The sequence below is a fragment of the Methyloversatilis sp. XJ19-49 genome (assembly GCF_024580145.1).
Taxonomy (GTDB): Bacteria; Pseudomonadota; Gammaproteobacteria; order Burkholderiales; family Rhodocyclaceae; genus Methyloversatilis.
Map to the genome: position 1 here is coordinate 34,989 of NZ_JANINI010000018.1, position 22,093 is coordinate 57,081.

A 22,093-nucleotide genomic window follows, 5' to 3' on the forward strand; every position below is an offset into this window, starting at 1 on the left:
CATGACCCAACTCGGCTGGCTCGGCATCTTTCGTCTCGGTCTGGTCCAGACCGCACTCGGCGCCATTGTGGTGCTGACCACATCGACGCTGAACCGCGTCATGGTGGTCGAACTGGCCCTGCCGGCGATGCTGCCGGGTGTGCTGGTCGCGCTGCATTACATGGTGCAGATGCTGCGTCCGCGCATGGGACACGGCTCCGACGTCGGCGGGCGGCGCACACCCTGGATCATCGGCGGCATGGCGGTGCTCGCTGCGGGCGGCACGCTGGCCGCCGTGGCGACTGCCTGGATGGCGACCGATCAGGTGGCCGGCGTCGTGCTGGCGGTCTTTGCCTTCCTGCTGATCGGTGCCGGCGTCGGCTCGGCCGGAACGTCGCTGCTGGTGCTGCTCGCAAAGAGAGTCGATCCGACCCGTCGTGCCGCCGCGGCAACCGTGGTGTGGATGATGATGATTCTCGGTTTCGCACTGACGGCCGGCATCACCGGAAAACTGCTCGACCCCTTCACAACGCTGCGACTGGTGCAGGTCGTCGCAGCCACTTCGCTGATCGCCTTCTTCGTTGCGCTGCTGGCCGTACGCGGCGTCGAAGGCCGCCCGGATGCATCCTTCGATGCTGCTTCACCCGACCAGACCGCAGCATCTTCCCGAAACCCCGAACTGTCCGGTACCCCCGGAAGCTCCACCCAAAGAACCCCATTTCGCGCTGCGCTCGCCCAGGTCTGGGGTGAGTCGCAAGCGCGTCTTTTTACAATATTCGTATTCGTATCGATGCTCGCCTACAGCGCGCAGGATCTGATACTCGAGCCGTTCGCCGGCACGGTGTTCGGCTACACGCCGGGTGAGTCCACCCAATTGGCCGGGTTGCAGCACGGAGGCGTGTTCGCCGGCATGCTGCTGGTCGCCCTGATGGGCAGCGTGTTCGGCGGTCGGCAGATCGGCTCGCTGAAGGTATGGACGGTGGGCGGCTGCATCGCGTCGGCGCTTGCGCTGTTCGGTCTGGCTGCCGGCGGCTTCATGAGCGGCGACTGGCCGCTGCGCGAAACGGTTTTTGCGCTCGGTGTGGCCAATGGCGCCTTCGCCGTCGCCGCCATCGCTTCGATGATGAGTCTGGCCGGCGCCGGTGGTGCCGGTCGCGAAGGCGTGCGCATGGGTCTGTGGGGGGCTGCGCAGGCGATCGCATTCGGCCTCGGCGGCTTTGCCGGCACGGTGGCGATCGACATCACGCGCGCCTTCATCGACTCTCCGGGTTTTGCCTACGCACTGGTGTTTGCCTGCGAAGGCGTGCTGTTCGTCGTGTCTGCCGTCATGGCGCTGCGTATCGCCGGTGCGCCGGTGCCGCGTGCGGCGCGTGATCCGCTGGTGGCAGATCCGCCATTCATGTCCGGTATCGAAGGGAAGGCTTAGTCATGGCAAGCATGGAAAGTTTTGACGTGGTGGTGGTGGGCGGTGGACCCGCAGGTTCGACCGCAGCGACCGATCTCGCGCGACTGGGTCACACGGTGCTGCTGCTCGATCGCGCCGGGCGCATCAAGCCCTGCGGCGGGGCGATTCCGCCGCGTCTGATCGAGGAGTTTGCAATTCCCGACGAGCAACTCGTCGCCAAGGCGCGATCGGCAAGGATGATTTCGCCGTCAGGGCGCAAAGCCGACATGCCGATCGAGGGTGGGTTTGTCGGCATGGTCGATCGCGAGCAGTTCGACGAATACCTGCGTTGCCGCGCCAGTCTGGCCGGTGCGCATCGCCGCACAGGCACCTTCGACCGGGTCGAGCGCGATGACGACGGCCGGGCTGTCGTTCATTTCCGCAGCGATGAGGCAGAAGGCGGAACGGTGGGGGTGCGTGCCCGCGCCATCATCGGTGCCGACGGCGCATTGTCGGCCGTCGGGCGCCAGTGCGTGCCGGGTGCCGACGAGGTGCCGTGCGTGTACGCGTATCACGAAATCGTCCGTTCGCCGAAGCAGGACTTCGACGGCAGTCGATGCGACGTGTATTACCAGGGCCAGTTGTCACCCGATTTCTACGGCTGGGTCTTTCCGCATGGCGATACGACCAGTATCGGCACCGGCACGGCGACGAAGGGTTTTTCGATCCGTCAGGGCACCACTGCGCTGCGCGAGGCGGCCGGTCTCACCGGAGCGGAAACGATCCGCCGCGAAGGCGCTCCGATTCCGATGAAGCCGCTGCGCAAGTGGGACAACGGCCGCGATGTCGTGCTCGCCGGCGATGCCGCGGGTGTTGTCGCGCCAGCGTCCGGCGAGGGACTGTATTACGCGATGACCGGTGGCCGACTGGCGGCCGAAGCGGTCGACAGCTTTCTCGAAACAGGTGACGCGCGCGCGCTGGCAACGGCTCGCAAGCGATTCATGAAGGCACACGGCCGGGTGTTCATGATTCTCGGCATCATGCAGCGCTTCTGGTACGCCAGCGACAAGCGGCGCGAACGTTTCGTGAGCATCTGTCGCGATCCGGACGTGCAGCACCTGACGTGGCAGGCCTACATGCACAAGAAGCTGGTCAAGGCGAAGCCGATGGCGCATGCGCGCATCTTCTTCAAGGATCTGGCTCACCTGTGCGGCATCGTATCGCCGTGAACACGATTGCCGCCCCGCGCTGGCCGCCGGTGGTTGCGGCCGCTGTGGCGGCATTGCTGGTGGCCGGTCTGGGCGCGGCTGCAACCGATCTGAGCCCGTGGTACGAAGCCTTGCGCAAGCCGGCCTGGCAGCCGCCTGCCTGGCTGTTCGGCCCAGCCTGGACGCTGATTTTCGGTCTTGCCGCGATAGCCGGTGTACTGGGATGGGTGCATGCACCCCATGCCAGCGCGCGGCAGCGGATGCTTTACCTGTTTGCGCTCAATGGCGGGCTCAACGTGTTGTGGAGCGCACTGTTCTTCCATTTCAAGCGGCCGGACTGGGCGCTGTATGAAGTCGGCCTGCTCTGGCTATCCGTGGCATCGCTGGCGCTGCATCTTCGAGCGTCATCACGCATGGCGGCCCGCCTCTTGTTGCCTTACCTCGCGTGGGTGGCATTCGCGGCAGCACTCAACTTTGCAGTGGTCGATCTGAATGCTCCATTCGTGGCAAATTGACCGGTTCAATATCGATGTTTTCGATCGTTCATACACGCTGACATGTATTTTTTGATGAGTTACCGTAGCATGCGAGGATGTGGTGTGAAGAAGTAAGGGGCACCGTCTTGTCGGACATGGCATCAGGCCGCCGGGCAGGCTGCGCAATGGCGCGCGCCGATGCGGAGTACGCTGATGCAGTGTGCGGGTGTTTCTGTGCAGACTTCTGCAACCCGTCGATGTGACATGCAGTGCCCCCCGGTAGGCGCCGGGTTTTGCAATTCAAGCAGGTTCGCACGCTGTGCTTTGCGACTGCGTTCATCCGGTTCTGTACTATGAACAAGCTACCGAACGACCCGGGCGATCTGAGCGCATTCTCGGAGGTCGCCCCCGAACTGGCCGACATGCTGGTGTCGGTCACCAGTGACATCGCACTCGTGCTCGACGACAAGGGTTTCATCCGCAGCGTGGCGCTGGGCGGTGCGGAACCCGTGAGCGCGACCGCCAGCGAGTGGCTGGGCCGCCAGCTGGTGGATACGGTGACGCGCGACACCCGTCGCAAGGTCGAAGAATTGCTGCGCGAAGCCAATGTGGCCGGCGTGTCGCGCACACGTCACATCAATCATCCCTCCGCTGCGGGTGCCGACATTCCGGTTGCCTACACGGCTGTGCGGCTCGGCCAGTCCGGCCCGCTGCTGGTTGCCGGACGCGATCTGCGCGCGGTATCAGTCATGCAGCAACGTCTGGTCGACGCGCAGCAGTCGATGGAACGCGACTACTGGCGCATGCGCCAGGCGGAAACCCGCTATCGACTGCTGTTCCAGATCGCCACCGACGCGGTGCTGATCATCGACGCCGACACCTTGCACGTGATCGACGCCAACCGTGCCGCGGCGCGCATGTTCGGTTGCTCGGTGCAGGACATGCCGGGCCGTCAGGCCACCGACGGCGTCGCGCCGGCGTCGCTCGGCGCGCTGGAAGAACTGCTCGGCACGGTACGCGTGTCGGGTCGCCCGGGCGAAGCCCATGTCACCCTTTCGGGACTCGGCGGCGCCATCCATGTATGGGTATCGCCGTTGCGCGGCGAAGGACAGAGCCTGCTGCTGCTGCGTGCCACGCCCGATGGCAGTTCACCGCTGACCGCACCCGACGACCCGTTGCTGCCGGAGCTGATGCGCCTCACCCCGGACGCCATCGTATTCACCAACGAACAGGGCATGTTGCTGAGCATGAACGCTGCGTTCGCCGAACTGGTGAAGATTTCGGCTGAAAAGGGCATCCAGGGCCGGTCCCTCGGCGATTGGCTGGAACGCGACGGCGGTGGGTTCGCGAATCTTCTCGCCAGCGTATGCCGCTCAGGCGTAAAACGCATGGGTGCGCGCCTGTGGGACGAGAAGGGCATGTCCACGGATATTGAACTGTCGGCCGTCTTGATCCATAACGGAGATTCGAACAGTATCGGTTTCATCATTCGCGCGGTGCAGCCGCGCGGTCCGGGCGCACCGCACCCGGGCAGCGTGCACTGAACACCGCTCAGCCCGCGGTGGCGGGAGATCAGTGTTGAACGATCCGACATTCAGCCCGGCTTTCGGCCAGGCTGACCTGACTAATTGCGAACGCGAGCTCATCCACCTGGCCGGATCGATCCAGCCGCACGGTGTGCTGCTGGTCGTCCGCCGGACGGATGGCATCATCGTCCAGGCAAGCGACAACGTTGCTCACTGGCTGGGCGTGGCCCACGATCAGCTGCTCGGCCGCACGCTCAATGCGCTGGGCGGCTCGCTTGCCAGGCGTGTCGCCGAACTGGCGGGCACGCTTGTTGCGGATGAACTGACCGCCTTTCACTGCGATATCGGTGGCACGGATTCGACTGCCGGCACGGTGTTCGAGGGCATGGCGCATCTCGGTCAGTCGGACACGGTGATCGTCGAACTGGAATCGGCCGAGTCGGATACCGAATCGATCGATGAGGAAGCGCAGGCGTTGCTCGCGTCGTCGGTGCGGCGCTTCAGCGAAGCGCTCAGCATCGCCGCGCTGTCGGATGCCGTGGTTCAGTCGGTGCGCGCCCTGACCGGCTACGACCGCGTAATGGTGTATCGCTTCGACGACGAGGGCCACGGCGAAATTGTCGCCGAGGCACGCGAGGCAAAGCTAGATTCCCTGCTCGGCCATCGCTATCCGGCGACCGACATCCCGCAGCGCGCGCGCGAGCTTTATGTGCGCAACCGGGTACGTGTGCTCGTCGATGCCGGCTACCAGCCGGCAGCCGTGCTTCCGCGCCGCGTGCCGCACACCGGCGAAGAGCTCGACATGTCGAACTGCCATCTGCGCAGCATGTCACCGTTGCACATCCAGTATCTGCAGAACATGGGCGTGTCCGCCACCCTCGTGGTGTCACTCGTGCGCGAGGGCAAGCTGTGGGGATTGATTGCCTGTCATCACTATTCGCCCAGGCATATCCGCTACGCACAGCGTGCGGCGGTCGATCTGCTGGCGGAAGTGGTATCGACCCGGATCGCAGCGATCGAAAACTATGTGCGCACCCAGGTCGACGTACTGGTGCGCAGCCTTGAACTGCGGCTGATCGAAGCCACCTCGACCGAAGGCGACTGGCGCCTCGCCCTGGTGCGCAACCCGCGCACCTTGCTGCAACCGCTTGATGCGAGCGGCGCCGCACTGTTCCACGAAGGTGAGTTGCTGACCGTGGGCGAGGTGCCGTCGACCTTCGAACTGCGTGCGCTGTCGCGCTGGGTCGCGAGCGAAATGCGGCAGTCGCTGTTCAGTTGTGCGTCGGTTGCACGCGCGCATCCGCCGCTGGCCTCGCTGACACCGGTCGTTTGCGGCGTGCTGGCGATCGAACTGTCCTCTTCGGGGCAGGACTTCCTGATGTGGTTCCGGCGCGAACAATCCGCCACCATCATCTGGGCGGGCGATCCGGCCAAACCCGTGGTCGACAACGACCCGCTCACGCTTTCGCCACGCCGCTCGTTTGCTGCCTGGTCGGAAATCGTGCGCGGTACGGGCGCGTCCTGGAGCCGCGCCGATCTCGCGCTCGCGCGCGCCATCGGTACCACACTGCGCGACGTCATCCTGCAGACGCAGGCCGTGAGCCTGCTGATCGCGCAGCATCAGCTCGATCGCTTCCGCGGTGCCGTCGAAACGTCGGACGAGCCGGTGCTGGTGGCGAATGCGCAGGGGCGCGTGTTGTTCCAGAGCGTCGCGTTCGCGGCGCTGTTCAACACCTCACCGCCTCGCGTACGCGCACTCGACGACATGTGCGACCTGTTCGTCGTACCGGCGCAGGTGCGCGAAGTGATCGGCAATCTCATCCGCGAGCGCGATTCCTGGCGTGGCGAGTGGCAACTGCGGGCCGGCGCCGGGCAGACCGTGGCGCTGGGGGTCAGGGCAGATACGATTCCAGGTGCCGGTGGCTCGGTACTGGGCTACATCATCATCTTCACCGACCTGACCGATACCAAGCGCACGGAAGCCGCGCGGCGCCATCTCGAACAGTCGCTCAGCGAAGCAGGACGTGCCGGCATCGGTCTGGATCCGGCGATGCCGCTGCGACGCGAACCTGACGAAGTGGTGGGCGCCATACTTGCCAACGCCAGTGTGGCTGCAATGGAGCTGACCGACACCGCCGCTTCGATTCCCGTGGCGACGCTCATCGAGGAACTGGAAGCTTCCGCGACCCGCGCCGCCGCGCTGTACGGCAAGTTGCGCGCCTTCACACGGGAGCACTGACAGCGGTTGTCGTACGGTGCGAGTCAGCCGGGCAGCGTTGCAGCCAGTTCGTCGAACATCGCGATGTGCCGCCGAAACCCGGCTTGCGCCTCGGCCACCAGTGCATCGACCCGTGCCGCATCCTGCGGCAGCGCGTCGAGTCCGTCGCGGTAGCGACGGATCAGACTGCCCACTTCGCCGTCGAACGCGTAGAAGCGCGTACCCCGGCCATCCTGCAACTGCAGTGCTCCGGACACTACACGCCCGAGCACCTGACCGCCGTGCAGATCACCCAGATGACGAACGTAGGAGTGTGCGGCGAGCAGTGCCGGCTGTTCCACCGACAACGCTTTCAGGCGGGCGGCGTATTCGACCGCCGCAGCGGTGGGCATGATGTCGTCTGACCAGCAGCTGCCATGCAGCGCGCACAGGTCGTCGTGCAGTGCCTTGGTGCGCGGCAGTTCCGGCAGGCACAGCGGCGCGATGTCCGGTCGTCGGGCATGCAGCGCCAGCCCGCTTTCGAGTGCGTCGTACAGCAGGTGAAGGCTGCGCAACAGGCTGCAATAGGCGTGTGTCTCGATGCGGCCCTGCAGCAGCCGGGCCATCAGGCCGCTGCGTTCGGCGTGCCGATGCAGCGGTGCGGTATCGGTACGCAATCGAACTGCGAGACCGGCGGTGACAGAGGCTCCATGCATCCGGAAATGATAACGTGCGCGGCCGGCACAGTTGCGGAGGAAAAATGGCGGAGTGGATGTCCGATGGACGATTGATCGATCTGATCGTGGTGCTCGTGCTGATCGAGTGGCTGGCGTTCGCCGCCTGGCATCGTCGCAGCGGGAAGGGCTTGTCGGGCGGAAAGCTGCTGCCCAATCTCGCAGCCGGGCTGTGCCTGATGCTGGCGCTGCGCGCGGCATTGACCGACGCATCGTGGATGTGGGTTGCGCTGTTCGTCGCGCTGTCGGGCGTCGCGCATGTCGCCGATCTGTGGTGCCGCTGGCCACGCCGGCCGGTCTGACCCGCGGGGAGCGCTGGCGGGTGCGACGGCCGGCGGGCGCCGGGCCGTCGCGGTCGGCTTACTCCTTGCCGACCTGCCAGGCTTCGACCGCCTGCGACACGATGGCGCCGCTCTCGCTATCGACTTCCAGCTTCACTTCCTTGCCGTCGGCGGTCTTGATGTCGAATTCGTAGGACGCCTTGCCGTCCGGTTCGATTTCGTACTCGACTTCGACGACCTCGCCCGGCACCTTCTTCAGCGCGGTTTCGCGCGCTTGCGCTTCGGTCACCTTGGCGCCCGAAAACTTCGCATGGTCCTTGGTCACTTCCTCTTCGATTTCAACGACCTTGCCGGTCTTGCCACTGCATTCGACATCCCACGCCTTGCCATCGGCGGTTTCGATATCGAACTCGTAGACGTGGCCTTCGCCTTCTTCCTTCTTCAACTCGACCTTGACGATATTGCCTTCCTTGGCCTTCAGGGCTGCCTTCATGCATTTTTCAAAGCCGGCAGCGGTTTTCGGCGTGTCGGCGGCCTGGGTGATGCCGGCAAAAGCCAGCAGGGCGACGGCGAGTGCAGTCAGTTTCATGAAATTCTCCTGAAGGATGGGAAAAGCCGGTCAGCATGTTGCGCTGCGACAACCGAAGTTTACCCAAGGCCGGGAGGAATTCCCGGAGTGGTTGTGAAAACGGGAGTTTCTCCCGGCCTAATCGGGAGAAATTCCCTGTATCAATGCGGCTGATGTGGTGCATCAGGCGCTGTTGCAAAGCAGCAATCAGTCCCGATCTCGACCGTTGCCCTTGCCGTGCGGCCCCTTGTCGGGCTTGCCGCCACGGCGATCGTCATCGTGGTCATGACGATCGCCATGCCGGTCGTCGTGGTGCGACGGGCCACCGCGACTGCGTTCCCGTTCCTGGTAGCGCGGCACATAGACCGTGTTGTACCAGCTGTCCTGCACGAAATAGACCGGCCGGCCGCAGGCATCGTAGCGACCGCAGTGCTTGCGCCAGTTCTTTGCATGACCCGGCGGGACATGCAGGTAGACGGGCGGTGCAGCCACCGGTCCGCGCACTATGAGCCGGGGTTCCGCATAGATCAGGCGCGGTCTCGGAAAATCGCCGATATCGATATGGCCGTAGAAGCCCGGCTGTCCGATCGTGACGGAAACGCCAACATCGGTCGCCAGGGCGGATGAGGCCGACGCGGCGAGCGCGGCAGCAAGCAATAGAGTCTTCATGGTGTATGGGTCCTGTAGTGATCGTGCTCTGTTAACGATCGTGCGGGCGCAACGGCCGTCCGGCTTTTGTTGTTCACCTGCTTCAATTCGTAACCGGAGCGCGGCATGCGGTCTTCGCACTGCGGTGCACAGTGTGTTGCGGGCGCTCGCCGCAGGATGTAGGACAGGAAGAGGACCCCGCGAGGCGCGCACTGACGCTGCAATCCGCAACACTTGGACACCTTTGCGCCAATATGTGTATCCAGGGCAAGTGTTGAATTTGTCGCTCATTGCTTCATGCGCGAAGTCCTTACTCTCGGTCCATGCAGATTACGGATCAGAGGCCTTCATGAAACAACCGCTCATCAACACCCTTCGCACCTCGCTGGCCGTCGCGCTGATGGCTGCACTGCCGGCACAGGCGGCACCCATTCTGGTCACCGGCTGGGCGTCACCCGGGCCGACGGCTGTGGTCCGGATTTCCAACACCGAGCCGGTCATCGATGCGCGGGTGTATGCCGGCGCGTTCGCGACGACCGAAAGCGGCAGCAACACGTTCGCGTCGTGGTGCATCGACATCTTCCAGCGCACACAGATCGGTACCACGGTGACCAATTTTTCACAGGTCACCGGTGAAGCGTACTTCGGCACCCAGACCGCGCGTTTCGACCAGCTCGGTCAGCTGGCGACGCTGGCCTACGCCGATGCGCTGAGCAGCGCCACCCACGCAGCAGCCTTCCAGCTCGCGATATGGGAAATCACCAACGAATCCAGCGGTACGCTCAATGTTGGCGGCGGCAGCTTCAGGGCCTCCAATGCCAATGGCGCCATGGTGCTCGCACAAAGCTGGCTCGATGCATTGCCCGACGAGTCGCTCTACGGCTTCAACGTGTGGGCGAGTAGCACCCACCAGGATCTGGTGGTTTTCGCAGCGCTTCCACCGCGACTGCCGCAGCCCGCGCAGGGCGTTCCCGAACCGGGCAGTCTGGCGCTGGCCGCGCTGGGCTTCGGTGCGCTGTTCGCCGCGCGCCGTCGCAAGACTTTCAGCGCTGCCGTCTGAGGCTGAACTGCGCCAGTGCGCGGGCGGTGTGTGAGTGTTCCAGGTGCGCTGCCTGCGCGACTAGCGCTTCCGGTGAGCCGGCGGTCACCACCTGACCGCCGCCGCCGCCGCCTTCCGGACCGAGGTCGATGATCCAGTCGGCTTCGGCCATCAGGTCGAGATCGTGTTCGATCACCACCACGCTGTGGCCGGCATCGACCAGCCGGTGCAGCACCCTGATCAGCTTTGCGATGTCGGCCATGTGCAGGCCGGTCGTCGGTTCGTCCAGCACATAGAGCGTGTGCGGATTGCCGCGCCCGCGACGCGCGTTCGTCGGGTCTGTCGCGTCGGCGGGTGATTTGGCCAGCTCGGTGACCAGTTTCATGCGCTGCGCCTCGCCGCCGGACAGCGCCGGACTGTGCTGACCCAGCGTCAGATAGCCCAGCCCCACTTCCTGCATCAGCCTGAGCGTCGCCGACAACGTGCGGTGCGCGGCAAAGAATTCCACCGCTTCGTCGACACTCATCGCCAGCACATCGGATATCGACTTGCCGCGCCAGATGACGGCGCGCGTTTCGTTGTTGAAGCGCGCGCCGCCGCAGGCTTCGCACGGCACCCGCACGTCGGGCAGGAAGGACATTTCGATCTGTCTCAGGCCCTGGCCTTCGCACAGCGTGCACCGGCCGGGGCCGGTGTTGAATGAAAAGCGCGCGGCGGTGAAGCCGCGTTCTCGCGCATCCTGCGTTTCGGCGTAGATCTTGCGGATGCCATCCCAGAAGCCGATGTAGGTGGCCGGGCAGGAGCGCGGCGTCTTGCCGATCGGCGTCTGGTCGACCTCGAGCACGCGTCCGAGCGCCCCCCAGCCTTCGATGTCCGCGCAGCCAATGCATTCGCCGTCGTGGCCGGCCAGCTTCGCCGCGACGTTGTCGCGCAGCACGTCGCGCGCCAGCGACGACTTGCCGGAACCCGATACGCCGGTCATCACGACCAGCCGGCCGAGCGGAATACGTACATCCATGCCTTTGAGGTTGTGCAGCCTTGCCGCGCGCACCACGAGTGAGGGGGTGTCATCAGTCACCGGGCGCCGCGGCACGAAACTGTGCGGCAGCGGGCGCGCGAGGTACTGGCCGGTGATCGACTTCGGCTGCCGCGCCAGCACCGACGCGTGGCCCTGCGCGATCACTTCGCCACCCAGCCGGCCGGCGCCGGGGCCGAGATCGATCACGTGGTCGGCACGCAGGATGGTGTCTTCGTCGTGTTCGACCACCAGCAGGGTATTGCCCTTGTCGCGCAGCTTCACCAGCGTGTCGAGCAGCACCTGGTTGTCGCGCGGATGCAGGCCGATGGTCGGCTCATCCAGCACGTAACACACGCCGCGCAGGTTCGAGCCCAATTGCGCGGCGAGCCGGATGCGCTGCGCCTCGCCGCCGGACAGCGTCGGTGCCGCTCGGTCCAGCGACAGATAGCCCAGGCCGACTTCACTCAGGAAATGCAGCCGGCTGTTCAGTTCGCTGACCACGTCACGCGCAATGTCGGCGTCTCGTCCCGCCAGCGTCCACGTGCCGATCGCAGTCGACAGCGTGCTGACGGGCTGCGCCGTGAGCTGCGCGATCGACTGGCCGAACAGCTTCACATGGCGCGCCACCGGATTCAGCCGTTCGCCGTCGCAGGCCGGACAGACTTCCGGCTCGTCCTGCTGCCACTCGTTCCAGGTCGCTTCTTCGCCAGTTTGATCGGCATCGAAACCGGTCAGTTTCAGACCGGTTCCCATGCACTTCGCACACCAGCCGTGCTTCGAATTGAACGAGAACAGCCGTGGGTCGAGCTCCGCGAAACCGGTGCCGCAGCTCGGGCAGGCGCGCTGGGTCGAATATACCTCGACCGTCGGCGCCGGCGCGTCCGGCTGGCCGAGCCGGTCGAGCGGCGCGATCAGGTGCAGCACGCCCTTGCCGTGTTCGAGCGACTGGCGCACGGCATCGCGCAAGGTCTTTTCGTCGCGCTCGCTGACCACGAAATCGCGGATCGGCAACTCGATCGTGTGTTCCTTGAAGCGGTCCAGCCGCGGCCAGGGTGAGGTCGGCAGGAATTCGCCGTCCACCCGCAGATGCGTGTGGCCGTGCGACTTCGCCCAGCGCGCCAGTTCGGTGTAATAACCCTTGCGGCTGATCACCAGCGGCGCCAGCAGGCCGATGTGCTGGCCGCGCCGCTCGCGCAGGATGCGCGCCACCATGGCGTCCTCGGTCTGCGGCGCGATCGCACAGCCGCAGTCCGGGCAGTGCTGCACGCCGAGCTTCACGTACATGAGGCGCAGGAAGTGGTAGATCTCGGTCTGCGTCGCCACCGTGCTCTTGCGCCCGCCGCGGCTGGTGCGCTGGGCGATCGCAACGGCCGGCGGAATGCCGAACACGCCGTCGACGTCCGGCTTGCTTTCCGGCTGCACGAACTGACGCGCGTAGGCATTCAGCGATTCGAGGTAGCGACGCTGGCCTTCGCCGAAAACGATGTCGAAGGCCAGCGTGGACTTGCCCGAGCCGGACACGCCGGTCACCACGGTGAAGCGGTCGCGCGGGATGTCGACCTCGATGTTCTTCAGGTTGTGCTCGCGCGCGCGGTGCACCACGATGCTGTGTGCGGCACGGGCGCGCAGCGCGCTGTGTGCGGCATCGGTGGGCTCGATGGCCGGCATCTCGCGCAGGCCCGGGCCGAAGGTGTCGGTGATGCGGTAGTCGGCGAGCGCCCGCCCGGTGTGCGAGGCGGCGCAGGCGACGATCTGCGCTGGCGTGCCTTCGAATACGAGCTGACCGCCGTCCTCGCCGGCTTCCGGGCCGAGGTCGATCAGCCAGTCGGCGGCGGCGATTACGTCCAGATTGTGTTCGATCACCAGCACCGTATGACCGGCGTCCAGCAGTTTCGAGAAGGCGCCGAGCAGTCGCGCGATGTCATCGAAGTGCAGGCCGGTGGTCGGCTCGTCGAGCAGGAAGATCTTGCTGCCGGCGGCCCTGTTCTTCTTCGTCGTGGCGGCCTCGGCGAGGAAGCCGGCCAGCTTGAGCCGCTGCGCCTCACCGCCGGACAGCGTCGGCACCGGCTGGCCCAGCGTCACGTAGTCGAGGCCGACATCGACCAGCGCCTGCAGGCCGGCCATCGCGCTGTCCGCGTATCGACGCAGTTTGGGTTCAAGGTCGGCGAGGTCGCGCAACCAGTCCAGCGCATCGCGCACCGTCATCGCCAGCAGGTCGGAAATGCTGCGGCCATCGAGCGTGACTTCGCGCACTTCGGCGCGGTAGCGCGTGCCGTTGCAGTCGGCGCAGCGCAGATAGACGTCCGACAGGAACTGCATTTCGACGTGTTCGAAACCGGTGCCGCCACAGGTCGCGCAGCGCCCCTTGCCGGCGTTGAACGAAAAGGTGCCGGCGGTGTAGCCGCGTTGCTTTGCCTCGGCCTGCAGTGCGAACAGTTCGCGCATCGGGTCGAACGCACCGACGTGCGTGACCGGATTCGAGCGCGCGCTCTTGCCGATGGCGGACTGGTCCACCATCACCACGTCGACAATCTGCCCGACCCCTTCCAGCGCGTCGTGCTCGCCCGCGCTTTCGGTCGGGCGACCGAAATGCTTCAGCAGCGCCGGATACAGCACGTCCTGGATCAGCGTCGACTTGCCCGAACCGGATACGCCGGTCACGGCGACCAGATGGCCGAGCGGAATCGCGATGTCTATCCGTTTCAGGTTGTGCGCGCGAGCGCCCACCAGCTTCAGTTCCGGACCGCCTGTCTTCACCGCCCGCCGGGTGGCGAGCGCGGCATCGACCGTGCGGCGGCCGGCAAGGTAGTCGGCGGTCAGCGTGTCGGCGGTCGCGATGCCGGCCGGCGGGCCGTCGAACACGACTTGGCCGCCGCGCGAACCCGCGCCCGGGCCGATGTCCAGCAGGCGGTCGGCGTGGCGCATGATCTGCGGATCGTGCTCGACCACCACCAGCGTGTTGCCGGCGTCCTTCAGTCGCCGCATCACGCCGATCACGCGTTCCATGTCGCGCGGGTGCAGGCCGATCGACGGCTCGTCGAGCACGAACAGCGTATTCACCAGCGAAGTGCCGAGTGCCGTCGTGAGGTTGATGCGCTGCACCTCGCCGCCGGACAGCGTGCGCGACTGGCGATCGAGATTCAGGTAGCCGAGGCCCACAGTGCAAAGATAGCCCAGTCGGGTGCGGATTTCCGCCAGCAGCTCGGCCGTTGCGGTGTCGAGCGGCGGCGGCAGCTGCAGCGCATCCATCATCGCGCGCAGCCGGGAGGCCGGCCATTGCATCACGTCGTGGATGCCGTGCCCTTCGATCTTCCACAGCGCGGCATCGGGCTTGAGCCGGCTGCCGTCGCAGGCGGTGCACGGGGTGTAGGCGCGGTAGCGCGACAGCAGCACCCGGATGTGCATCTTGTAGGCCTTGGTTTCCAGCCACTCGAAGAAGTGGCGCACGCCGTACCAGGTGCCCGGCCAGGACTTCTGCCAGGTCTTCCATTTCGCATCGCCTTCGAGCACCCAGTGGCGGTGTTCAGCGCTCAGTTCGGCAAATGGCACGTCCATCGGAACGCCATGCTTCGCCGCCATCTTCTCCAGGTCGGTCTGGCATTCGCTGTACGACTCGGTCTGCCACGGCTTGATCGCGCCACCGGCGAGCGTCTTGCGCTCGTCCGGAACGACCAGTCCGAAGTCGATGCCGATGACGCGCCCGAAACCGCGGCAGGTTTCGCAGGCGCCGAGCGGCGAGTTGAACGAGAAGTGCGCCGGCAGCGCCGGGCTGTAGGCGATGTCGCAGTCGGCGCAGTGCAGGCGGTTGGAAAACGCCCAGCGCGCGGCGGTGGCGCCTTCGGCATCGAGCACCTGGACGTGCATGACGCCCTGACCGAGTCGCAGCGCGGCTTCGACTGCCTCGGCCACGCGCGCACCTTCGGCGCTGGCCGCGCGAAAGCGGTCCTGCACCACCTGCAGCGTGCTGCCGTCGCGCGCGTGGATGCGCGTGTAGCCCTGACGTTCCAGCCAGCCCTGGATTTCGGCATCGCTGAAATTGTCCGGTACGGTGACCGGCGCCGTGACGACCAGGCGCGGGTCGCCCGCGTCGGCGGCGCGGGCATTGATCTGCCGCGCGATGTCGTCGGCCGACTGTTCATGCACCGGCTGGCCGCAGCCGCGGCAGTGCAATGTGGCGGTACGCGCGAACAGCAGCTTCAGGTGATCGTTCAGTTCGGTCATCGTGCCGACCGTCGAACGCGATGTGCGCACCTGGTTGCTCTGGTCGATGGCGATGGCCGGTGGCACGCCGGAGATCGAATCGACCTGCGGCGCGTCCATGCGATCGAGGAATTGCCGCGCGTACGGGGAAAAGGTTTCGACATAGCGCCGCTGGCCTTCGGCATACAGCGTGTCGAACACCAGCGAGGACTTGCCGGAACCGGACACGCCGGTCACGACGGTCAGCAGGCCGAGCGGGAAATCGACATCGATGTTCTTCAGGTTGTTCTGCCGCACGCCACGCAGGCGGATGGCGTCGTTCGGCGCGAGGCCGGCAGGTCGATAGCTTGGGTGCGTCACGGGCGGGCGGTCTGGCGGAAGAGATTTCAAGGTTGAAGGGTATCAGCGCTCGCGGCAGGGCAGCCGCCGCGCGTTTGCGTCAGGCGTTCACGGACGAAGGAAAGCCGGCAGTTCTGCCGCGTTGCCCTTCCAGAATGGCGTGTTCCGGGTCGCTTCAATGTCGGCGTCCAGCCATTCGACCGGAATGGCGTAGCGCTTTTCGCCCGGCGTGCCGGAGATGAAGGCGAGCAGGCCGATCAGTTCGCCTTCGTTGTTGAACAGTCCGCCGCCGCTGTCGCCGACCACGAAGGGCACGCTGGTTTCGATCACCGCGCCGCCGTCCATCGGGTGCACTTCGTTCACCTCGCCGATCATCAGCCGGACATCGTTGCCGTAGGCGCCGCTGAACGCAAGCAGGCGGTCACCGGCCTTCAGGTCGGTACTGCGTGCGAGTTTCGCCGCCGGGGCAGCAAGGCCGGGCGCGCCCAGTACGCACAGGTCGCGTGCGCGGTCCTGCCGGGCGAGGGTGGCCGGCGAGGCGACGTACTTGTAGCTCACCTTGATTTCGGTTGCACCCTCGACAACGTGACAGGCGGTCGCCACGCGTTCACCCGGCAGCACGACGCCGCTGCCGACCGACACGGATCCGTCGGGCTGAGTGGCCAATATGCGCATCGTGGTCTGGATGGCCGTGGCGATGCCCTGGGCGAAAACTCCCGTGCTGCATGTCAGGCAGACGACAAGGGTGATCAGAATCTTCATGGCAACTCCACAGGGTTCGGTGTGTCTCGGACTTGAGGCGCTGCGCTTGGTTGCACCGGGGTGGCATTCTGTACGGTACAGAATGGTATGGTCAGAGCGGATTTCAGTTCGGGAGAGCAGGCATGCGGGTGTCGATAAATGTCCAGATTCTGGTTGGCGCGGCGGCCGGCGTGGCGCTCGGTGTGCTGCTGGGCGCGCTGCCGGTGGATGCGGCGCTGCGGGTTCAGGGGCTGTATGTCGCGTCGCTCGTCGGCGGACTGTTCATCGCATTGCTCAAGATGGTGCTGGTGCCGCTGGTGTTCTCGTCCATCGTGGTCGGCATTGCCGGCCTGCGCAGGCAGCAGAACATGCAGCGCGTGTGGGTGACCACCTTGCTGTTCTATGTGTCCACACTCGCCATTGCAGTGTTGCTCGGGTTGCTGGCGGCCAATATCTTCCGGCCCGGCGCCGATATGCAGGTCGAGATGTTCGCCGATGCGATGGCGGCCTTCGAAGCCAAACGCCTTCCGTTTCCGGAATTCCTGACGCAATTCGTCACCGGAATGTTCCAGAATCCGTTCGCTTCGCTGGCCCAGGGCGCGATCGTACCGCTGGTCGTGTTTGCATTGATCCTCGGCGTGGTGCTGGTGCAGGGCGGCGAGCGCTACGCGACGATCAACCGGCTGATGGAAGAACTGCTCGACCTGTCACTGAAGCTCGTCGGCTGGGTGATGGTGCTGGCTCCGTACGGAGTCGCTGCGCTGCTCGCACGCCTGATCGCCACACAGGATGTCGCCCTGCTCGGCACCATGCTCACGTTCGTGCTGGTCGTGCTCGGCACCACGCTGTTCCACGGCGTTGTCGTGCTACCCGGCCTGCTGTGGCTGATCGCCCGCGTCAGCCCGCTGGCGTTGTGGCGCGGCGGTCGCGAATCGCTGATCACCGCCTTTGCGACCAGCTCCAGCGCGGCGACCATGCCGATCACGCTGCGGGTGGTGGAGAAGAATTTCGGGGTGCGACCTGCCACGGCGGGGTTTGTGGTGCCGGTGGGCACCACGATGAATATGGATGGTACGGCGCTCTATGAAGCTGCGGCGGCGCTGTTCATCGCGAATCTGGTCGGCATCGAACTGAGTCTGGGCCAGCAGATCGTCGTGTGCTTCATGTCTATGCTGGCCGCCGTCGGTGCGCCCGGCATTCCGAGCGCCGGCATGGTGACGATGGCAATGGTGCTGCAGTCGGTCGGACTGCCGGTCGAGGCGATCGCCATCCTGCTTCCGATCGACCGCCTGCTCGATGCGGTGCGCACGACAGTGAATGTCGAAGGCGACATCGTCGGCAGCATTGTCGTCGAGGCCCTCAACCCGCCGACGGCCGATGCAACGGCCATGGCGCAGCAGCAAACCCTGCCGACCCGGACCTGAGCGCATTTCGATGGACACGCCCCCCGCCCCCGAAGCCCGGGTCGATGCCCCGACATCGCGCCTGCGCATCGACCCGACGCTGCAGTTCATGCTGATGATCGGTGTCGCGGTGCTTGCCGCTGCACTTGCCTACGCGCTGAGCAGTCCGCGCAATCCGCTCGCCTGGCAGTGGGGCGTGCTGGCCGGCCTCGCCGGCTTCGGCGCGACCGCGATCGGTGCAGCGCCTGCGCTTGGCCTTCGTTCGCTCGGTCAGCGGGGAGAGGACATCCTGCTCGGCTTTGGCGCCGGCATGATGCTGGCGGCTTCGTCGTTTTCGCTCATCCTGCCCGGGCTGGACGCGGGCGAGTCGCTGACCGGCTCGCGCGCCCTGGGCGCAGCAGTCGTCGTGACCGGCATGGCGATCGGCGTCTGGCTGATGATGGTGCTTGACGCGCTGACGCCGCATGAGCATGCGCATTGCGGCACGTGCGGGCCGGAAACCCGCATGGGACGCGTGTGGCTGTTCGTCAATGCGATCGCACTGCACAACCTGCCGGAAGGCATGGCGATGGGCGTGTCTTTTGCCCAGGCCGACATGTCGGTCGGGCTCCCGCTGTCGACCGCCATCGCGATTCAGGATATTCCGGAGGGGTTGGCCGTCGCGGTCGCGCTGCGCGGCGTGGGCATGTCGCCTTGGAAGGCGGTCGGCATTGCGGCATTGAGCGGCTTCATGGAACCGCTCGGAGCGCTGATCGGACTGGGTCTGTCGAGCAGCTTCGAGTTGTTCTATCCGGGCGGCCTCGGGCTGGCGGCCGGCGCGATGATTTTCGTCGTGTCACACGAGGTGATACCGGAAACCCATCGCAACGGCCATCAACGGGCCGCCACGCTGGGGCTGATGGCGGGCTTCATGGTCATGATGGTGCTTGACACGACGCTGGGCTGACCCCCTGCCGGCTCACTGCACCGTGCACGAGGCGTCGGCGTCGCTGCCCAGACCGGTGCTGCCGCCCAGCCCGCCCGGCCCGGGACGCGCCGCGGTGGACGACGGCAAGGCCTTGTCCAGCCCGGGGTTTTCCGACAGCGTTGACGGCGCGCTGTCCTTGCTCGACACGACACCGGCCTGACCGACGTCGAAGGTTTTGGATCCGGCATCGTTCTTCACTTCGATGCTGCCTTCCTCGACGTCGAACACCAGCGCCGGTTCGCCCGGCTTGCGGTCCTTGGCTTCTTCCAGCGCCTTGATGCAGGCCGGATCTTCCTTTTCGGCCTCGTCGCACAGCAGCATGCCGAAGCGCGTGCCGCGGATGCCGATGGTCGCGGTGACCGTGCTGGCGCGGTAGCCCTCGCGGTTGCGCTTGCCGATCAATCCGGTCACGGCACGCAGGCCGCCCTTGAGCAGGCTGTAAAGCAGGCTGTCCTTTTCCGGTTTGGCTTCGTCGAAGGCGAAACCATCGATCTTCACCTTGCTGCGCGGGCGCAGTGCCAGTGAGGAACCGTCACCGAATTCGATGCGCGCCACGGTGCTCTTTTCGGTCGTGATCACGTCACCGTTGTAGATCGACGAATCGCGTCCGAGAATGCGCGTCTTGTTGTCGGGCGTCTGCACGTACATCGTGCCCGACACGTAGCTGACGCGACCTGCGGTGGGCACCGGTGTGGCCAGTGGGTCTTCGGCCTGGGCCAGCGGCATCACGATGAGTGCCGCGGCGAGCGTGCTGAGGTGACGTGCGTAATACATGACAGGACTCCTTATCTGCACTGCAGACGGCTGGCGCTGAATTCGCGCAGCGGCTGTTCGAATGACGGACCCGAGGCGGTGACGATTTCGCTCAGTGCGTCGATACCTGCGATGTTCACGATCGGCGCCGGCGTGAAGCTCGGGGTGGAAGGCAGTGCGATGCGCGGCGGCTGGAAAATTTCCGGCAGCAGCGTGGTGGTGATCACCTGCACTTCGGGTTGCGTGACGGCCGGCGCTGATGCCACCGCGAATATCACGTTGATCTGCGCCGTTCCACTGCCCAGACTGAGCGTGAAGCGCGCCGAGTCGTTGCCATTGAAGCCGGCGTTCGCCGTGTATTGCCACGCCGACTGCTGGCCGTCCAGCACACCATTGTTCGGACCGCTGGACAGCACCGCACCGCTGCGCAGACTGAACAGCAGCGGCGTGCCCCCGGTGGCGGCAAAAGTCTGGTTGATGACCGGCGCCGACGTGGGCGAGAAGCTCAGTGTGCCGTTGCCGCCGATGCGGTTGAAGATGTCGGGGGGCAGGTCGCCGCCCAGTTCCATCGTCGCGTTGTCGCCGATGACGAACAGACCGCCGCCGCCGATGCCGCCGGTCAGGCCTAGATTGCCCGCACTGGCCTGCACGTTGCCGTCATTGACAAGGCGTACAGCGACGTTCGAAGTGCCGCCGCCCAGTGTGCCTTCCAGCGTGCCGCGGTTGACCAGGCTGCCGGTGCCGCCGACGCTGGTGTTGCTGCCCAGTCCGAGCGAAGCCCCGTCACTGACGATGAGTTGCGAACCGCCGTTCAGCGCCAGCTGGGTACCGGTATCGAGCAGGCCGGAACCGCCTACGTTCAGCACGGCGCCGTTCAGTGCCAGGCTGCTGCCATCGAGCACCGTGTCGCCACGCACCACGATGACGCGTCCATTGCCGCCGATCGAACCGGCCGTCCAGGTCAGGTCGTCGGTCACCGTCAGCGTGCCGTTGCCGCCGATGTTGCCGGCGACACGCAGGTCGCCGAAGGTGGCGTTGCTGTTGAAATTGACCAGTGTGTTGCCACTGACGCGTGTCTCGCCGCTGACGTTGTAGCCGCCGTTGATGTTGAACACGCCGCCCGAGAAGGCGGTGAACTCGACGTCACCCGGACCGGTGATCGACGAGCCGGGCCCGAAGTCGCGGAAGGCGTCTCGGAAGCGCAGCGTGGCGCCTGAATCGATCGAATACGCGCCGCTGTCGGCACCCGGTCCGGCCGCGTCGGTATCGTGCGCCAATACTGACAGTGTGCCGCTCTCGACAGCGACCGAACCATTGTTGGCGAAGATCATGCCGCCGCCGCTGCCGAACTCGAATGTCGCACCGCTATCGACGATGACGCTGCCGTTGTTGTTCAGCGAGCTGGTGGTCAGATTGCCGGCACTGCCGGACAGCACGTTCAGCGTGCCGTTGTTGGTGAACACGTTGCCGCTCATCGTGCCGCCGGCGTAGTTCAGGACGCCGTTGTTGAGCAGCGCGTTACCGAAGTTGAGGTTGCCGCCATTGAGGTTGAGCGTGCCGCCCGGCTGCACGGTGGTCGGTGCATTGAGTACGCCACCGGTCAGCGTCAGCGCGTTCGCGTTGCCGATGGTCAGGCCGGCCACCGTGACGGTCGGTATCGCGTTCAGTACGACGTTCGAGCCACCCGCGAGAGTGATGAACACGAGGTCATTCACACCGGGCAGAACATCGCCGGTCCAGTTTGCTGCATCGGTCCACAACTGGCTGCCTGCACCGCCGTCCCAGCAGATGCCGGTGGTGCAGGCGGTGTAGCCCAGGCTCAGCGAGCTGCCGAGCGTGCGTGTCGTGAAACCGGTCGGTGCCAGCAGCTGGAGTGCGCCCGCGTCGAGCGCGCCACTTGCGGTCACCACGGGCAGCTGCATGCCTTCGACCGGTACCGCTGCGCCGAGCGACTGCACCTCGAGTACGCCATCCAGGAGCGTATCCCCGCGCACATCGAGCACGTCGAACTGGTTGGTCGAGGTGCCCGCAAATTCCGCTTCGATGCGCCCCGCGGCGGTCTGCGTGACGTTGCCGAGTACGGTCAGACGGCCGATCTGGTCGTCGCCACCCGGGCGCACGACGCCGGTGTTGGTCAGCGTGCCGCCATCGACATCCAGCGTCCCGCTGCCTTCGATCACGCCGGTGTTGGTCAGTGCCGAGGCGGTGGTGATGGTGGCGCCTGCGGCTATGTGCATGACGCCGCTTACGGTACCGAGCGACGCAAGCTGCAGCGTGCCGGTTTCGCCGCGGTAGCTGCCGCCCTGATCCGAGAGCCGCGCCTGATTGGCGAAGCCGCTGCTGCCGGCGCCGCCGGTCTTGGCCAGCGTGCCGGAATTGTTGAATATGCCGCCATTGCCGGAGTTTTCGGAAATGACGTTGTCGCCGGTGAAGTTGAAGCGGCCGGTGTTGTTGAACACGGTGCCGTCGTTGATCAGTAGTTCGCGGCTGTTGCCGCCGGCGACTGCGTAATTGACGATGCCGGCGTTGTTCAGAGTGATGCCGCTCAGTGTGTGGAACCCGCCGCCTGCGCTGTCGTTGATGTTGAGCGTACTGGTGGCGAGCACGTTGAGTGCGCCGGTGTCACCGGCAT

16 protein-coding genes are annotated in these 22,093 nt (G+C 65.6%); 9 read left to right on the top strand and 7 right to left on the bottom strand.

The annotated features are described in order from the left end of the window. Position 1 precedes the first annotated feature (1 nt). From NMQ16_RS17810 to NMQ16_RS17830, 5 genes are all read left to right on the top strand, one after another. The gene (locus NMQ16_RS17810; RefSeq protein ID WP_257082307.1) at positions 2-1,405 is read left to right on the top strand and encodes a BCD family MFS transporter; all 1,404 of its coding nucleotides are present in this window, start codon (positions 2-4) and stop codon (positions 1,403-1,405) included. A gap of 2 nt (positions 1,406-1,407) precedes the next feature. Next, positions 1,408-2,592 (top strand): geranylgeranyl diphosphate reductase, encoded by a 1,185-nt coding sequence (locus tag NMQ16_RS17815; protein ID WP_257082308.1) that lies wholly within the window; start codon positions 1,408-1,410, stop codon positions 2,590-2,592. Then, positions 2,589-3,086 carry a TspO/MBR family protein gene (locus NMQ16_RS17820; RefSeq protein WP_257082309.1) on the top strand — a complete coding sequence of 166 codons (498 nt, stop codon included), beginning with the start codon at positions 2,589-2,591 and terminating at the stop codon, positions 3,084-3,086. The genes NMQ16_RS17815 and NMQ16_RS17820 overlap by 4 nt, the downstream gene beginning before the upstream one ends. Before the next feature lie 314 nt (positions 3,087-3,400). Next, on the top strand, positions 3,401-4,591 hold the full coding sequence (ppsR, locus tag NMQ16_RS17825; protein WP_257082311.1) for a transcriptional regulator PpsR: 1,191 nt from the start codon (positions 3,401-3,403) through the stop codon (positions 4,589-4,591). 34 nt (positions 4,592-4,625) lie between these two features. Next, entirely contained in the window at positions 4,626-6,812 is a 2,187-nt protein-coding gene (locus NMQ16_RS17830) for a GAF domain-containing protein (RefSeq protein ID WP_306441908.1), read from the top strand. 23 nt (positions 6,813-6,835) lie between these two features. Here the strand turns inward: NMQ16_RS17830 and NMQ16_RS17835 are convergent, their stop codons facing one another. Continuing rightward, a complete protein-coding gene (locus tag NMQ16_RS17835) occupies positions 6,836-7,447 on the bottom strand; it encodes a heme oxygenase (biliverdin-producing) (RefSeq protein ID WP_257082313.1) in 612 nt (203 codons plus the stop codon). A 95-nt stretch (positions 7,448-7,542) separates the two neighbouring features. Between NMQ16_RS17835 and NMQ16_RS17840 the strand changes: the two genes are divergently transcribed. Then, positions 7,543-7,806: a hypothetical protein gene (locus tag NMQ16_RS17840; RefSeq protein ID WP_257082314.1), complete on the top strand. Its 264-nt coding sequence runs from the start codon at positions 7,543-7,545 to the stop codon at positions 7,804-7,806. 58 nt (positions 7,807-7,864) lie between these two features. Here the strand turns inward: NMQ16_RS17840 and NMQ16_RS17845 are convergent, their stop codons facing one another. Both NMQ16_RS17845 and NMQ16_RS17850 read right to left on the bottom strand, forming a co-directional pair. Next, the gene (locus NMQ16_RS17845) at positions 7,865-8,374 is read right to left on the bottom strand and encodes a PepSY domain-containing protein (RefSeq protein WP_257082315.1); all 510 of its coding nucleotides are present in this window, start codon (positions 8,372-8,374) and stop codon (positions 7,865-7,867) included. A 186-nt stretch (positions 8,375-8,560) separates the two neighbouring features. Next, complete coding sequence (locus NMQ16_RS17850; protein ID WP_257082316.1) at positions 8,561-9,022, bottom strand: hypothetical protein; 462 nt, start codon at positions 9,020-9,022, stop codon at positions 8,561-8,563. Positions 9,023-9,350: 328 nt separating this feature from the next. Between NMQ16_RS17850 and NMQ16_RS17855 the strand changes: the two genes are divergently transcribed. Next, positions 9,351-10,061 carry a PEP-CTERM sorting domain-containing protein gene (locus tag NMQ16_RS17855; protein ID WP_257082317.1) on the top strand — a complete coding sequence of 237 codons (711 nt, stop codon included), beginning with the start codon at positions 9,351-9,353 and terminating at the stop codon, positions 10,059-10,061. Here the strand turns inward: NMQ16_RS17855 and uvrA are convergent. Both uvrA and NMQ16_RS17865 read right to left on the bottom strand, forming a co-directional pair. Beyond that, positions 10,045-15,618 (bottom strand): excinuclease ABC subunit UvrA, encoded by a 5,574-nt coding sequence (uvrA, locus tag NMQ16_RS17860; protein ID WP_257082318.1) that lies wholly within the window; start codon positions 15,616-15,618, stop codon positions 10,045-10,047. The genes NMQ16_RS17855 and uvrA overlap by 17 nt on opposite strands. Positions 15,619-15,705: 87 nt before the next feature. Then, complete coding sequence (locus tag NMQ16_RS17865; protein ID WP_257082320.1) at positions 15,706-16,359, bottom strand: serine protease; 654 nt, start codon at positions 16,357-16,359, stop codon at positions 15,706-15,708. A gap of 122 nt (positions 16,360-16,481) precedes the next feature. On the opposite strand from NMQ16_RS17865, the gene NMQ16_RS17870 reads away from it, so the two are divergent. Both NMQ16_RS17870 and NMQ16_RS17875 read left to right on the top strand, forming a co-directional pair. Then, complete coding sequence (locus NMQ16_RS17870) at positions 16,482-17,762, top strand: dicarboxylate/amino acid:cation symporter (protein ID WP_257082321.1); 1,281 nt, start codon at positions 16,482-16,484, stop codon at positions 17,760-17,762. Between the two features lie 10 nt (positions 17,763-17,772). Continuing rightward, positions 17,773-18,687, top strand: coding sequence for a ZIP family metal transporter (locus NMQ16_RS17875; protein WP_257082322.1), 915 nt, complete (start codon positions 17,773-17,775; stop codon positions 18,685-18,687). Positions 18,688-18,699: 12 nt separating this feature from the next. Here NMQ16_RS17875 and NMQ16_RS17880 read toward each other — a convergent pair whose 3' ends face one another. Next, complete coding sequence (locus tag NMQ16_RS17880; protein WP_257082323.1) at positions 18,700-19,482, bottom strand: FecR domain-containing protein; 783 nt, start codon at positions 19,480-19,482, stop codon at positions 18,700-18,702. An 11-nt stretch (positions 19,483-19,493) separates the two neighbouring features. Then, on the bottom strand, positions 19,494-22,093 hold a 2,600-nt coding region (locus tag NMQ16_RS17885; protein WP_257082324.1), incomplete at its 5' end, for a hypothetical protein.